The organism is Lewinellaceae bacterium (assembly GCA_020636135.1).
GTDB lineage: Bacteria > Bacteroidota > Bacteroidia > Chitinophagales > Saprospiraceae > JAGQXC01.
Genome location: JACJYK010000002.1, coordinates 739,079 through 753,244 on the forward strand (window position 1 = coordinate 739,079; position 14,166 = coordinate 753,244).

Genomic DNA, 14,166 nt, shown 5'->3' on the forward strand with positions numbered 1-14,166 from the left:
AATGACCCGGACAGATGGTGGTGGAACGACCAAACTGACGCTGCTTTTGGTGAGCAGCCTGACCATCATGTCGATCATTACCATCTCTCCGGTACTTCCCCAGATGACTCAGGCTTTTTCAAGGCACCCTGACGCGCCCATGCTGGTCCGGTTGATCCTGACCATTCCGGCACTGTTTATCGCCATCACGGCACCGGTCGCGGGTCGGCTCATCGACCGGTTTGGCCGGTTGCCTTTATTGAGCGGCGCTCTGGTACTCTATGCCCTGGCCGGTTCTGCGGGGATGTATTTACAGGAGATCTATGCATTTCTGATCGCCCGAGCCCTGCTGGGTGTTGCTGTGGGGATATCCATGACCATCGTTGTAACCCTGGTGGCCGATTACTATACGGGACCGGAACGACAGCGTTTCGTGGGTATTCAGATAGCCTTCATGTCCATCGGAGGTATCCTATTCCTGACGATGAGTGGTGTTTTGGCGGACATGGGCTGGCGGTACCCCTTTCTGCTGTATCTGGTGGCATTGATCATCCTGCCGCTCACCTGGCGCTACTTACACGAGCCGGAAATCAACAGGCCATCGGTGCATGCCACAACGACCCGGATCAAGGCCCCGGCCTTCCTTTATTTTTTATTTCTGAACACGCTGCTGATGTGGATTGCCTTCTTTCTTGTGCCGGTCCAGATTCCATTTCACCTGGTTGGATTGGGTGTAAAGCACAATGCGCTGATCGGCCTGGCAATAGCTACCAGCACCGCTTCTTCGGCGGTATCCTCCTATTTCTACCATCGCATCAAAGGACAGCGGTCTCACCTGACAGTTTTTGCAATAGGTTACCTGCTGATGGGATGCGGCTTTAGTTTGCTGGCCCTGACCGCCTCCTATGGTTTGGCGGTGCTGGCCTTGTTTTTCCTGGGACTGGGTATCGGGATAATGATGCCCAATACCAATATGTGGGTGATGCAGCTGGCGCCACCGGCCATCCGTGGGCAGGAAATCGGCAAGCTGACCACCTTCTGGTTTATGGGCCAGTTTCTGTCACCAATCCTCCTCCAGCCCATTGTAAAGCAGGCCGGGACTTCCGGAGCTTTTACCTTGATGGCCATCCTGCTACCTGTGATAGCATTGGCCTTTGTCCTACTGAACCGGATGGGATCCATCCGGAGATACGATGGTGACCTGGCTCCTGCCGGTAAATGATGGCAGGAAATTTTATTTTGTGCAATTGACAGTACATGACCATTCAAATGATGCCGCAAGCATATGGATCGCTGGATCAAAATAAGCTTCTACTTTATTGCCATCGCGGTTGTTCAGGAGTTACTTTTTCGCATCTGTTTTCCGCTCCCGGAAATTAAAAACCTGAACCGGATCGATCTGGATGTAAATGTGCTGCAAGAGACTCACAGAATTTATCAGCGAGATCAGGATTGGTATTGGCAGTCCGCTTTGGATACGGAAGCCCTATTTGTCCACCGAATGAATCAATATGGATTCAGAGACCAGGAGTGGTGTGTGACCAAGCCTCATGATGTTCGCCGGATACTGATGATCGGCGATAGTTTTGTGGAAGGAGTCATGGCCAGTCAGGATCAGACCATACCCGCATAACTGCATCAACTGTCGAGTTCAGATCAACTTGAAGTATTTAATTGCGGGCTGACCGGCCGGGGATTGTCGGAGTATCTGCAGGTTTTCGCAGATCTGATACCCATTTACCGTCCTGACATGGTATTTGTATGCATCTATGCCAACGACCTTGGAACATCCATGCCGTTGATTCCGGAGCGTTATTTACAACCAGATTATTTTAATCCTTTTGTTCCCAGAATTTGGGAATTAATACAACAGGCCAGGACCTATGGTCCGGTCCATTTTCGCTGGTTTAATACGCCTCGTTCTTTTTTTAGTGAGGTTGCGGATCAATACGACCCTCCTTACGGCCCGACATCAGCTGGACGGCTGTTTTCCGGGATTGCGGATGCGGTGCATGCAGGTACCTTTAACCCATTTCGCATTAATGCGTTTAGCAAAGAATTGAAAGCACTGCCATCCGAGCCCGAACTGGGCGAGTTCCTACCATTTATAAAATACTTTGGCGACAAATTTGGGACCCAGGTGGTTATCGTCTACCTCCCAAGCCGCAATCAGATTACCCGCCACTACTATCCTTATGAACGAGAACTATGTACAGAAGATTTGCCGGATAGTCTCGATTTAACCACAAATGCCTATCAAATTCGCCAGCTGATCTTGTTGAAGCAATGCAGTGAACTGGGTATAAAATTCCTTGATTTGACCATGCCTTTACGCAGCAAGGAGGAAGAGGGCGTACACCTCTACTGGAATTACGATGAACACATGCGATCGGTAGGGTACCGGACGGTGGCCGGATTACTATGGAAATGGATGCAGCAAAATCCGGATTGGGATAATTTGGACTCCGGTCATATAAAGGACAAGGGCAAATAGGCGATGAAAAAGATCCTGGGTATTTCAGCGTTCTATCACGACTCAGCGGCAGCTCTGGTCGTTGGAGACCAGATCGTGGCGGCTGCCCAGGAAGAACGGTTCAACCGGATAAAACACAGCGCTGCATTCCCGGTACAGGCCATCCGTTATTGCCTGGAGGAGGCCGGGCTGACGCTTCAAGATTTGGATGCCGTTGTCTTTTACGAGAAACCACTGTTGAAATTTGAGCGGCTATTACAGACCTACTATGGTTTTTCTCCCCGGGGCATCCGTTCATTCGTTAGAGCAATTCCCCATTGGATCAATGAGAAATTATTTCTGAAGCGCCTTATTTATCGCGGTCTGGGCGAGGTGGGCGACTTCCATAGAACGGAATTAAGACTTTTGTTCTCCGGGCATCATTTATCCCATGCCTCCAGTGCATTTTATGTTTCTCCTTTTGAAAAAGCAGCCATTCTTACCCTGGATGGCGTAGGTGAATGGTCGACAGCGACGCTGGCATTGGGGGAGGGTAACCGGATTACCATGCTCAAAGAGCTTCGATTTCCTCACTCCGTTGGATTACTATATTCCGCCTTTACCGATCACCTGGGGTTCAGGGTCAACTCGGGAGAATACAAATTGATGGGGTTGGCACCCTATGGTCAGGCAAGTCACCCGGAGACGGCAAGATTTACAAAACTTATCAAGCAGGAGCTGGTCTCCATCAAGGATGACGGATCCATCTGGCTGAATCAAAGCTATTTTGATTATTCGACCGGGTTAAAAATGACCCGTCGTCGCCGGTGGGAAGCCTTATTTGGATTTCCCTGCCGAAAACCGGAGGAAGCTATTGAACAGCATCACTGCAACCTGGCTTATGCGATCCAATCGGTGACCGAAGAGATCATCCTGAAAATGGCCGGGGAGGCCAAAAAATCAACGAAAGCCAATGAACTGTGCCTGGCAGGCGGGGTGGCACTGAATGGTGTAGCGAACGGTAAGCTTCACCGCGCTCGACTATTCGACAGCCTGTTTATTCAGCCGGCGGCGGGTGATGCGGGCGGCGCCCTGGGGGCAGCTTTGGCGGTTAAATACCTCTATTTTGGTGATCCCAGAAAGGTGCTAAACACGGATGCCTTGCAAGGGGCTTTGCTGGGTCCCCAATTCCCGGAATCCGCAGCGATTAAAATGGCTGATACTTACGGGGCTGTTTATCAGCGTTTTGAGGACTTTGGTTTGTTAGCAGAGGCAGTTGCCGATCAGATTCAACAAGGGCATATTATCGGATGGTTTCAGGGCAGGATGGAATTTGGTCCGCGGTCGTTGGGAAACCGGTCCATCCTGGCTGATCCCAGAGATCCGGATATGCACCGAAAAATTAATATTGAAATCAAGGGAAGGGAGACCTTCCGGCCTTTTGCGCCCTCGGTGCTGGCTGAATTTGCCAGGGACTATTTTGATCTGGAAGGTCCTTCTCCTTATATGCTTCTGGTGGCGCCGGTTAAAGATGAAATCAGGCATCCATTGCCGCCGGATTTTGAATTGCTTACCTTAGAGGAGAAACTGAGGGTGGCGGTGAGCGCAATCCCGGCAGTTACACACATTGATTATTCGGCTCGGATCCAAACTGTAGACCGGGTGATGAATCACCATTATTGGACGCTGTTGGATGCATTTAGAAGAATGACCGGATGTGCAGTCCTCCTGAATACCAGTTTTAATGTAGCCGGTGAGCCGATTGTCTGCAGTCCTGAAGATGCTTATCGATGTTTTAGAAATACTGCCATGGATGTGCTGGTAATTGGTAATTTGTTGTTTCTAAAAAAGGACCAGCCTAATGATGTTGCCTATTAGAGCCATTTAAGTTGGTTAAGCGAATGCCAATGGAAAGTATTTTAGATTTGTTTCGTTTTATTAAGGAGCGTAAAAAATATTGGCTGATCCCGATCATCGTGATTCTGCTATTGCTTGGGCTGTTCATCGTGATCGGAGGAAGTGGTCCTCTTGCCCCATTCATTTACAGCATCTTTTAGATGAAGGCTAATGGTTCCAGCTAAGAAACCATGGATAACGGTTTTAGTCCTGACGTTGGCCGGTCTGGCACTTTTTGCCCTCCGAAGGGAAAGGTATTTTTTATGGTTATCGGTTTCAATCGGTTTGGTGGGACTGTTATCCCGTCAAGCAGCAGGCTGGATCCATGTCGGGTGGATGTTTCTAGCGAAAGTGCTGAACCGTATTGTACCTCCCATTTTACTGGGGATCGTGTTTGTGTTTGTATTGGTACCTATAGCCTCCGTGCAAAAATTATTGACTAAGGGTGATCCGCTGCTGTTAAAAAATCCACCATCCTCGACATTTCATGAGATGGATGAGCCTATCGACCCGGAATATTTTACCAGACCCTGGTGAAGGCATTGAAGCTAAGTTAACCCTACCGACTCATCGCATACCCCTTCGTCGTCACCCAGTACTTCGTCAGCATATTGGGTACTTCCCAGTCGGGTAGTTTGCCTGTGGAGAGGTAATCCAGAAAATGCTCCGTCACCTGACCAAAGTGCGCTTCGTGGCCGACGTCGTAGGAATCCGGGATGGTGATCTGCCAGCCGTCCCCGAGGTCCGATGGTTCGAAGCCGATGCCGGGATACACACTTTGCAGGCTGGTAATGGCTGCGACCAGCGGCGCTTCCAGGAGGTGGGCGCTGGAGCCGTCGATCGGTTCGACGTACAGCATCGGGTGGTAGTGTTGAGCGGCTCCCTGCCGGATGACCAGGTTGGCTTTGGATCCGCGCATGATGGAATAGTGGGTGTCTTTAGCGCCTTCCGGAGCCTCATAATTCCAGGTCACCGAGACTTTAGCCTGGATGCCTTTGACGGCAAAATGGATGGCGCCATTCGCATATACCGACAGGATCGAATCTTTGACCAGGTCTTTTTGCAGATAATCCGGGTAATCGTTCAATCCGGTAACGCGGCGGAATTGTGCCAGGGTAAGCTCGGTAGCCCAGCGGGTCCCTTTTTCTACCTGGACCTCCGTGGTGTCTATGGCCTGGTCCGGGAAACATTCCCACAAGACCAGGTCGACCAGATGGGTAGACACATCCACGATACCCTCGCCCTGCTGGTCCACATCGAAAAACCAGGCAGGACGGATCAGGGGCACTCCTGAGACATACTTAAAATAATGGTGCACACTCTCCTTGGTGATGGCCGGATTGTCGATGGTGCCCTGTTCCATGGTCCCGAAGAGGCCGGGAATATGGGAGAGCGCTTTTTGCAATTGCGTGGTGATCTCATAACGCTCGGTCATGATGTCGTACAGTAAGACTCCTTTTTCTTCAGCTGTGGCAAAGGCATGCTCAAGCACCGGATAATCCTCCGGGCGGATGGCCATGGGTTTGTCGGCCAGTACATTAAATCCGGCGCCGATGGACTGATCGATGTATTGCGCTTTTTTGGCATTGTTGCCACTGATCACTACGACATTGCCAGCCTTTTCGGCCAGCATTTTCTCCAGAAAATCCGGTCCGGTATAGACCACTTCTTCCCAGTGCGTCGGCTGCTCAGTCCGGGTGTTGTAGCTGTTTATGCGTGCCAGGTGGTCATCCAGCTCGGGTCCTCCCGGGGCATAGACATGGACCACCGGATCGACCTGGTCATACATGAATTTCTGGACCAGCCCGGCATGGAAATGGCCGGGATCAAGCGTGATCAGATGGACTTTACCGGCGTCTTTCATCGGCTTCGATTCTTTGGTTTGGCAAGCCACCAGGCTAATGAGGAGTAAAACAATAATTCCCGGACGGATCATGATTTTCATTTAAGGACAAAATAAAATTGATCAACAATATTGAAGTGATCAATTGAATTTAATAACCACCCTCGACTTCGCCTTTAATTAAATCTTGTCAAACCGGGCGGAGTCGAAGCCATGTCAAGCTGAGCGGAGCCGAAGCCATGTCAAGCTGAGCGGAGTCGAAGCCTAAATGGTTATGGCGTATTTTGGACGCTGGGGTCTGGACAACATCGCATTCGCTTCATCGTCATTACGGAAACGTTCGTGCACCGGATCCCAGTACAATTTGCGGTTGAGTTTCATACCGATGTGGATGACCAGACAGGCGCTGCAGGAGCGGTGTGCTATCTCTGCCGGAGCCACCGGCTGCTGACGGCTGATGATGCAGTCCAGCCAGTTGCCGTGTTGCTCAGGACTATTGTAGAGATGGATCTCATCGGGACCGATCACCGACTGCAGTATACGCGGATCGCTGGCATTGAATGCATCGGAGTTCTGCGCACTGCCCGGATCACTGGCGGTAACGCCTACATTGCCCCGGCTTACAAAGATCCAGCCCTCGGATCCCTCAAAACGGACCCCGTTCGGATAGTCACCACTGACGTACATCGTCACGCCATTCGCATATTTGGCAGTGGCAATGAAGTCGCCATGGACATTCCATAATCCACTGGTGGGGAACTTGGCTTCGGCCTGTACTTCGATCGGCCCGGTGTATTCGGTGTTCATACCCCAGTGTGCCGTATCGATGTGGTGGGCGCCCCATCCGGTGATCATTCCGGCTCCGAATTGCTCACAGCGCAACCAGCCTGGCCGGGAGAAATCAGCTTGAGGGTGGACCCTGGCTTCGGTATAATAAACTTCCGGCGTGGTCCCAAGCCACATGTCGTAATTCAGGTTGGAAGGGACCGGCATGACCGGCTCATCGGGTCCGCCCGGGTCACCTGGTAATCCGATCTTGACCGTATGCAGCTCGCCGATGCGGCCATTTCGAACCAGTTCGCAAGCCCGCTTAAATTGGGGCCACGGATCCTGGGAGCGCTGTTGGCTTCCAATCTGGAAGATACGTCCGGTGCGATGCATCGTATCGCTCATCAGGCGACCCTCCTCGATCGTCAGTGATGCCGGCTTTTGCAGATAGATGTCTTTTCCTGCCAATGCAGCATCAATGGCCGGTTTGGCATGCCAGTGATCGGGGGTGCTGATGATGACGGCATCGATGTCCTTATCCATCAGCATTTCCCGGTAATCACCATAGACTTTTACGTCTACATAGTTGGGTTTGCCTTTTTTTTCGGCATAAAATTTTTCAATGTATTCTTTCCCTTTCTGGCCGCGGACACTGTCCAGTTCGGCCACGGCCACCACCCGTGCTACATCGTACTTCAGTGTCTCCGCCAGGTCGTGCTCGCGGGCGATGCGTCCACAGCCGATCTGACCGATGTTGATTTTATTACTGGGCGCCGATTTTCCAAAAACGGACGCCGGCACGATGGTAGGCGCAGTGATGATGCCGGTGGTGGCGAATAGCGAGGTCTTCAGGTATTTTCTTCGATTCATGGTTAGGATTTACAGTTCATTCAAACAAGAGTCCTTTGGTTTATTCGCTGATCAGTTTAGTTGTTACTTTCGAATAGTCGAGATCCTTCACCTGGTTCATGACCCACTGAATCCCTCCTGAGAGGTGTTTGCGAAATAGGGGAAGGCTGTAATACTCAATCTTATGTCCTAGGGCGGTGTAAAATTCATGCCCGCCGTCATAATGATGGCACCAGGATAAGGGGAAGTAATTTCCAAAGACCACATCGGGGTACTCGGACTGTTGGTCGTCTTCCACGGTGCGTAAATCAGCAGCCAGCAAGATGTGATTATCGGGATTGAGGTGATCCAGATAATAACATTCGTCTTCCCACTTCCAAACCTCGCCCAGCATCGCCGTGGCAGGGTGCACCGGATCGATCACCTGTATGTCGAAAGGCTGTAATGGCGGATGACGACGAAATTTTCCACCCAGCATCTTCCAGAACCAGGGCCATTGCCGCTCGGAGCCGCTGGCGGAATGGATCCCTACAAAACCACCGCCAGCCTGGATATAACGCTGGAAGGCCAGCTTCTGGTCGTCGGAGTCAAAGGTCTCGTTGTTGGTATTGGAAAAGATCAGGACCTGATACAGTTTCAGATTGTCATCGGTAAATATGGCTGGATCATCGGTGATATCCGTGGCCAGACCCAAATCTGCACAAATTTCCTGTAGGGCTTCAATACTGGCGCTGATGTTATCATGGACGTATCCATTACCATTTTTGGTATAGATCAAGGCCCGGTGTTCCGGGGTAATTGGTTGTATAACAGCAATGGCATCCGGCCTGGGTTGATCCCTGGAATCATCCGTCGTATTCCAGGTTGGTCGCCATGAACTGCTTAGGAGCAAACAGCAGCAGAGGATCGGCTTGATGTAATACATGATATCGTAGTTGATATGATTGTCCCGCTGGCGGGCACCTAAATTAATCTTTTTCAACCCAACCACCAAAGGTGGCAAAGGTATAACGGGATGGCTCAAAAGAGGACCTGGACACCGACCAGCAATATAGCTCCATGTCCTACTTCCCGACCTTCCGTTTTAACATTCAGCTCTGCACCGAAAGCTACGTTTGGCCGGAATTGTACGGGCCCGAAATCCCAGGCAAAGCCAGCCAGGGCAGTGGGCTGGAGGACAAAGATCTTGCTTGTTCCCCGCACTTCCTGAGGGGTGCCCACCTGATCCTTCCATTTGATCGTATTCCGCCAGAGGTCGGCTCTGCCGCCTACAAATAAACCACGGCCATAGTCTTTCAGGAAATAGAAATAGGCAAGACTGCCCCCAAATCCGCCACCACGTTCATCATCCTGAACGCCCAGATCCCGGTGGTTAACCAGATTATAACCGAACCGGATATTCAATGCATCGTGAAAGGAAGCATGCTCGATCGCAATAGTGGGAATGACTCCGGTTGGGTAGACCTGGACTTCCGGGCCCCAGTGAAAGCTTTGGGCGGTAAGGCCACTGCCAAACAGCATGACTGCCAGCAAAGCTGAAAATTGAATTATCGCTCTCATAGGTATTCTATTCTTAATGGAACAAGTTAGGCAAATCCGGACAGTTGCGTTTGGTGAATGTGACGCCTGCATGTTTGATTGAAGGCTGAGCGACAAATGGCTTCATTCTTTCGGCTAATTACATGCTGGGCCCACTCAATTTTAGTTACTTTGACGCAAATTGAACCAACCCCAACGTGACTGCGACGGACAAGAATGCCAAGCTGACCAAATACCTGGAATACCGGTTGAATGCGCTGGATGTCGAAGTTCGTATCCATCAGGGAGACTGGAAACCCAAAGCTTATCGTGAGCCGTGCCTGTGGTTAACTACCTGTCTGGATAGCCAGCTTGATCCTTTTCTGCTGGCCTTTCTGCTGGCCCGCACCAGTCATCCGTTTACCATTATTCTTCCAGGAGAAACCTGGCCCCGCAATAAACGAAAGGACTGGAAGAGCCTGTCTCCCGACACCCTTTCCGAATCTTCGATTTTACAGACCAACAAGCAGTGGCGCAAAACCCTCAAAGGACAGTTGCATGCCGGCCGTCATCTGGGGTTTTCATTAAAATATTATTCCGGTATCCGTGGCATTCCTTCTCTGAATCAGGAAATTAAACTTCTGGATGCGGCCCGGACGATTGGTATACCGATCGTGCCGGTCAGTCTGCGTTATTTACCCGGTCAGGAGAAGCGGGTCGTCATCATTCGCATTGGTCACGTGTTACCGGCCAGCAAGCTGCAGGAGTTTTCCCAGACTTTGCGGATGAAACGGTATTTGCAAGCCAAGATCCAGGCTTTGGGCTCTGCGCTTGAAGTGCTGCCATTTTTCACGGTGCCGGAGACCAATCATGCAGATATAATCCCGCCACTACCGGCAGATGAGTTGGAAACCGAAATTGCCGCTCTGGAGTTTGAAAACCTCATGTCAGAACGTGGGAAATTTCAGGTCTACATCGCAGAGATATGGCAGATCCCACAGGTGATGCGTGAGATCGGTAGATTGCGGGAGACGACTTTCCGTGCCGTGGGAGAGGGAACCGGCCATGCCCTGGATGTCGATGAATTCGACCTGTATTACCATCAGCTTTTTATTTGGGATAAGGAGGCGCGCTGTGTAGTAGGCGGTTACCGTATTGGCAAAGGTGATGACATCTTCGCCAAATTCGGTCCTGCCGGATTTTACATTCATCAATTTTTTAAGATTCAGGAGGGATTTTACCCGATCATGCAGCAAGCAGTGGAGCTGGGCCGGAGTTTTGTGATCCAGTCGTACCAGAAACAACCACTTCCGTTGTTCCTTTTATGGCAGGGTATCCTGTTTTTTTTGCTCAAATATCCCAACCTGCGATACATATACGGTCCGGTGAGCATCTCCAAGTTTTATTCGCATTTGTCCAAAAGCCTCATTGTTGAATTCATTAAGGTTAATTATTACGATGAGGAATTGGCAAAATTTCTTTCTCCCAGGACTCCGTTTAAGCCCGACCTGGCTGGTATCGATGTCGCTTCAATCCTGCGGAATCTCGGTTCTGACCTGGCTAATCTGGATAAATTTATTGAGGAGATTGAACCGGCGCACATCCGTATTCCGGTTTTATTAAAGCAATACATCAAACAAAATGCGAAATTCATCAGCTTTAACCTGGATCCTAATTTTTCAGATGTACTGGATGGATTCATGATCCTGGATCTCAAACATTTGCCGCTGGCAACGATCGAGGCGTTAAAAAAAGAGACATGATCATGGGATATGTGCTGAGCTTTATCCGTTTGTTGGTTTTCGCGCTGATCCTGTCGGCCTTCATGCTTCGTCTGGCGGTCGTTTCTATGTTATTGGGATTTGATGAAAACAGGTCCTTGCGCCATCGAAGGCAATTTATCCGGACAATGATGCCGCTGCTGGGGATTCGTCTGCATGTCACAGGTTCCCTCCCGGAGGCTCCGGGGACGGCGCTCTATGTGAGTAATCACCGGTCCTACCTGGATCCGATCGTGGTGATGCACGATGCCCTGGCCTATCCGGTCGCCAAGGCTGAGGTGCGCTCCTGGCCACTGATCGCCCAGGGTGTAAAGATGACCGGAATCATCTTTGTACAGCGGGATGAGCAGGGATCACGTGTGGCAGCCCGGAATGCGATCGAAAAAAGTTTCCAGGAGCACAAATCCATATTTATTTGTCCGGAAGGGACAACGCACATGTATCGCAGGACCATCGAATTTCGCAAGGCGGCTTTTTACATCGCAGCGGAGCAGGGTATCCCGGTTTATCCCGCAGCAGTCGAATATGCCGACCGTACGGCTGCTTTCATTGATCAGGATCAGTTTTTACCCCACTTCCTGAGGCTCTTCGGCCGGTGGCGCATTCCGATATACGTGTCTTATGGACCGGAACTGCGCGATCAGGATGGCGGTCGACTGATGGCTTCAACACAAGAATGGATCGACGAAGCCTGCAAACAACTGCAATCCAGTTACCACCTCAACTGGCTGAAAGAAAACCCCTCCGCTTAATTCCACAGGTTATGGTATAGCTGGATGGCTCCCAGGGTAAAAACCATCAGGGCAAAAAACCGGGTCGCATAAACGGCAAAATGCTCACTGCGGCCAATAAGCCAGACGCTGAACCGGGCATAGCAGTAGAACAATGCCCACGCACCAAGGGTGATGCCGGCACTGAATGACAAGGAATCCGCCCAGGAGGTGCTCATCCACCCCTGGTTGATGAGAAAAGTGGAATAGAAAACCCAATAAGGATAAACAATGACATTAAAGACAGCCATTCCTACACCTTTTATAAAATAGTGATGGTCGGCCTGTGGTGGTTCCTGGTTGGTTTTGACCGGCTGATTTTTGGACAGCAGAAAGTACAGGCCCAGGCTGAAGAAGATGATGACCGCTGCCCAATCGATGTAGATACGAAGGGTGCTGCCGGCGATAAACCATTGGGCGAATCGTATGGCTAACAACGACTGGCCATACTCCAGCAAAGCCGCCCCCGCCGCGAACAGTAATGCAGGACGCATGCCTTTACGCATCCCAAGGTCTGCCACCGTAAGATTTAACATGCCGAACGGAAGCGATCCGACAAAACTCAAACCAAAGCCGATCCACAAAAGCCAAAATGTCATCATGATGCCTGGCTTGCCCACTTTTTATATGCAAAATATTGCCGCACCTGTTGCCATCCTTCCCTTACCGGCATCGGAGGCACTCCCTGACGCAGCTGTTGCCGGTGAATCAGGAAAATGATGCGCCAGTGGGCTGCTATGTCTTTATAAGCCTGCCACAGTGAATAACCCGGATGGTAAATATGGGCAGGCTCGGCCGAGACCCCGTTGTATTCCAGAATTTTGAAAGTGTCTCCCTGTTTTATAGCTTCAATGCTGCTACAGCGGAGATCAAACCGTCCGTAAAAAATGCCGTTACTTCCCTGGGATACCCGGTCAAAGGCCTTATTTAATGCTTCATCGATATGGGCATTGCCGTTCAGGAACATGGCTCCCCGACAATGATTCCCGATGGGCATCAGGGTCTTATTCTGATCGGCTGGCAGGACATTTTCCATTTCGTCTTTCCATCGTTCTTCCATCACCTCCCATTGTAATTTGGCTCGCGGATAATCCAGGATCAATTCCCGCAGGGTACGTTTGCCGTCGCCGGTTACCGCCAGCATCTCTTTGATACACACCGATGTGACTTTCCCTTCGGGAGTATGGGGTAAACGGTGGTACATGACGGAAAGTTCTACCGGGTGCGTCACATATTCCTGAATCAGCAGGTCGACATGGGGCCTATCCAGGAGATAATGTTCAAGTGTATGGTAATCATCTATGCGCTCCACCCGGAAGCCACGCTCACCGATATTTGGCTTCAGAATAAATGGATAGGTGATACCCAATTCACCGGCATGACTCAGAATAGCCTCTGTGGTGATATCCTGAGCACGGATCAAGGCTGTTTTAGGCAGATAGTTTTCCGGAAGATGCTGGTAGATGTTGTGTTTTGATTCGCCCATAAATCCGCCATTTTCAATGACGGGGTTGGTATTGCTGAAAAAGAAGGGATGACGGGCCCGGATGGCATAATAGAGCCAGATGAATCCCACCGGGATATTGACGACCTGCATGGGCCAGTATTCCCAGTTTGACCACCGGATCCACCAGGATGACTGACGCCATCGTGTCCACCGCTTACTGGACGACGACTTGCTCATCCTGCTGTTGAGCTTGCTGGTATTTGATGGTTGATGGTGCAACCCCGAAATGATGCGGTAATTCAAGGTCCGGATAGATCAGTTTCAGGCCGACCTTGATCAATGCCAGGTGATGAATGGTATGTTCGATGTTATACATTAATTCCCGCTCCAGAGAAGTTGGTATAAGGATGCCTTTCGGCTGTCCCAAACCATAATCGGCCTCAATGGAGCACTCCTTCGTCCAATCCTCATGTTGCAGTTCGAGCATAATCTCAATGATTTGCTGTGCGGCAACTCCCGGATCCTCCTCGATGCTTTTATCGCGTTTACGCAGGTCGTAATTGATGCATCCTGGTTCAGACTGACTTATCAGACACTGATAAAATTCAATGAAATGACGTGTGTGCTGACCAATGGTTGAATTTGAAAGCAAAGAGATGGGTTGGGAATAGGTGTGGCGGTCAATTTGGCGTAAATAGATCAATGCATCCTGTAAAACAGCCTGGGCCGCCTGAACGATTTTCATTTTATGGCAAATTTTGCGATGGTAAAGATATTGAAAAATCCTGCGCCTTGAATGTCGTAAAGGTTACATTCTCGATACAGGCACGGCATGGATGGATGGAATGATGAGATGGTCAGAC

15 protein-coding genes are annotated in these 14,166 nt (G+C 50.4%); 8 read left to right on the plus strand and 7 right to left on the minus strand.

What is annotated here, in order from left to right:
- The first annotated feature begins 1 nt into the window (after window position 1).
- The 6 genes from H6570_18165 (at window position 2) to H6570_18190 (ending at window position 4,864) form a co-directional block, all read left to right on the plus strand.
- Complete coding sequence (locus H6570_18165; protein MCB9321215.1) at window positions 2–1,201, plus strand: MFS transporter; 1,200 nt, start codon at window positions 2–4, stop codon at window positions 1,199–1,201.
- Window positions 1,202–1,264: 63 nt separating this feature from the next.
- Window positions 1,265–1,612 carry a hypothetical protein gene (locus H6570_18170; protein ID MCB9321216.1) on the plus strand — a complete coding sequence of 116 codons (348 nt, stop codon included), beginning with the start codon at window positions 1,265–1,267 and terminating at the stop codon, window positions 1,610–1,612.
- A gap of 63 nt (window positions 1,613–1,675) precedes the next feature.
- Complete coding sequence (locus H6570_18175; GenBank protein ID MCB9321217.1) at window positions 1,676–2,473, plus strand: hypothetical protein; 798 nt, start codon at window positions 1,676–1,678, stop codon at window positions 2,471–2,473.
- 3 nt (window positions 2,474–2,476) lie between these two features.
- The gene (locus H6570_18180) at window positions 2,477–4,309 is read left to right on the plus strand and encodes a hypothetical protein (GenBank protein ID MCB9321218.1); all 1,833 of its coding nucleotides are present in this window, start codon (window positions 2,477–2,479) and stop codon (window positions 4,307–4,309) included.
- A 29-nt stretch (window positions 4,310–4,338) separates the two neighbouring features.
- Window positions 4,339–4,488 (plus strand): hypothetical protein, encoded by a 150-nt coding sequence (locus tag H6570_18185; GenBank protein MCB9321219.1) that lies wholly within the window; start codon window positions 4,339–4,341, stop codon window positions 4,486–4,488.
- Window positions 4,489–4,498: 10 nt separating this feature from the next.
- The gene (locus tag H6570_18190) at window positions 4,499–4,864 is read left to right on the plus strand and encodes a hypothetical protein (GenBank protein MCB9321220.1); all 366 of its coding nucleotides are present in this window, start codon (window positions 4,499–4,501) and stop codon (window positions 4,862–4,864) included.
- 22 nt (window positions 4,865–4,886) lie between these two features.
- Here the strand turns inward: H6570_18190 and H6570_18195 are convergent, their stop codons facing one another.
- The 4 genes from H6570_18195 to H6570_18210 form a co-directional block, all read right to left on the minus strand.
- Window positions 4,887–6,272, minus strand: coding sequence for an oxidoreductase (locus H6570_18195; GenBank protein MCB9321221.1), 1,386 nt, complete (start codon window positions 6,270–6,272; stop codon window positions 4,887–4,889).
- Window positions 6,273–6,434: 162 nt separating this feature from the next.
- On the minus strand, window positions 6,435–7,808 hold the full coding sequence (locus tag H6570_18200; protein MCB9321222.1) for a Gfo/Idh/MocA family oxidoreductase: 1,374 nt from the start codon (window positions 7,806–7,808) through the stop codon (window positions 6,435–6,437).
- 40 nt (window positions 7,809–7,848) lie between these two features.
- Entirely contained in the window at window positions 7,849–8,712 is an 864-nt protein-coding gene (locus tag H6570_18205; protein MCB9321223.1) for a ThuA domain-containing protein, read from the minus strand.
- A gap of 95 nt (window positions 8,713–8,807) precedes the next feature.
- On the minus strand, window positions 8,808–9,347 hold the full coding sequence (locus tag H6570_18210; protein MCB9321224.1) for a hypothetical protein: 540 nt from the start codon (window positions 9,345–9,347) through the stop codon (window positions 8,808–8,810).
- Between the two features lie 176 nt (window positions 9,348–9,523).
- On the opposite strand from H6570_18210, the gene H6570_18215 reads away from it, so the two are divergent.
- Both H6570_18215 and H6570_18220 read left to right on the plus strand, forming a co-directional pair.
- Entirely contained in the window at window positions 9,524–11,068 is a 1,545-nt protein-coding gene (locus H6570_18215; GenBank protein MCB9321225.1) for a GNAT family N-acetyltransferase, read from the plus strand.
- Window positions 11,065–11,838 (plus strand): 1-acyl-sn-glycerol-3-phosphate acyltransferase, encoded by a 774-nt coding sequence (locus H6570_18220; GenBank protein ID MCB9321226.1) that lies wholly within the window; start codon window positions 11,065–11,067, stop codon window positions 11,836–11,838. Before H6570_18215 ends, H6570_18220 begins: the two co-directional genes overlap by 4 nt.
- Here H6570_18220 and H6570_18225 read toward each other — a convergent pair.
- The 3 genes from H6570_18225 to H6570_18235 are packed head-to-tail and all read right to left on the minus strand — an operon-like array spanning window position 11,835 to window position 14,048.
- Window positions 11,835–12,458, minus strand: coding sequence for a LysE family transporter (locus H6570_18225; protein MCB9321227.1), 624 nt, complete (start codon window positions 12,456–12,458; stop codon window positions 11,835–11,837). The genes H6570_18220 and H6570_18225 overlap by 4 nt on opposite strands.
- Window positions 12,455–13,540 carry a hypothetical protein gene (locus tag H6570_18230; protein MCB9321228.1) on the minus strand — a complete coding sequence of 362 codons (1,086 nt, stop codon included), beginning with the start codon at window positions 13,538–13,540 and terminating at the stop codon, window positions 12,455–12,457. The genes H6570_18225 and H6570_18230 overlap by 4 nt, the downstream gene beginning before the upstream one ends.
- Entirely contained in the window at window positions 13,518–14,048 is a 531-nt protein-coding gene (locus H6570_18235) for a hypothetical protein (protein MCB9321229.1), read from the minus strand. The genes H6570_18230 and H6570_18235 overlap by 23 nt, the downstream gene beginning before the upstream one ends.
- Window positions 14,049–14,166: the final 118 nt, after the last annotated feature.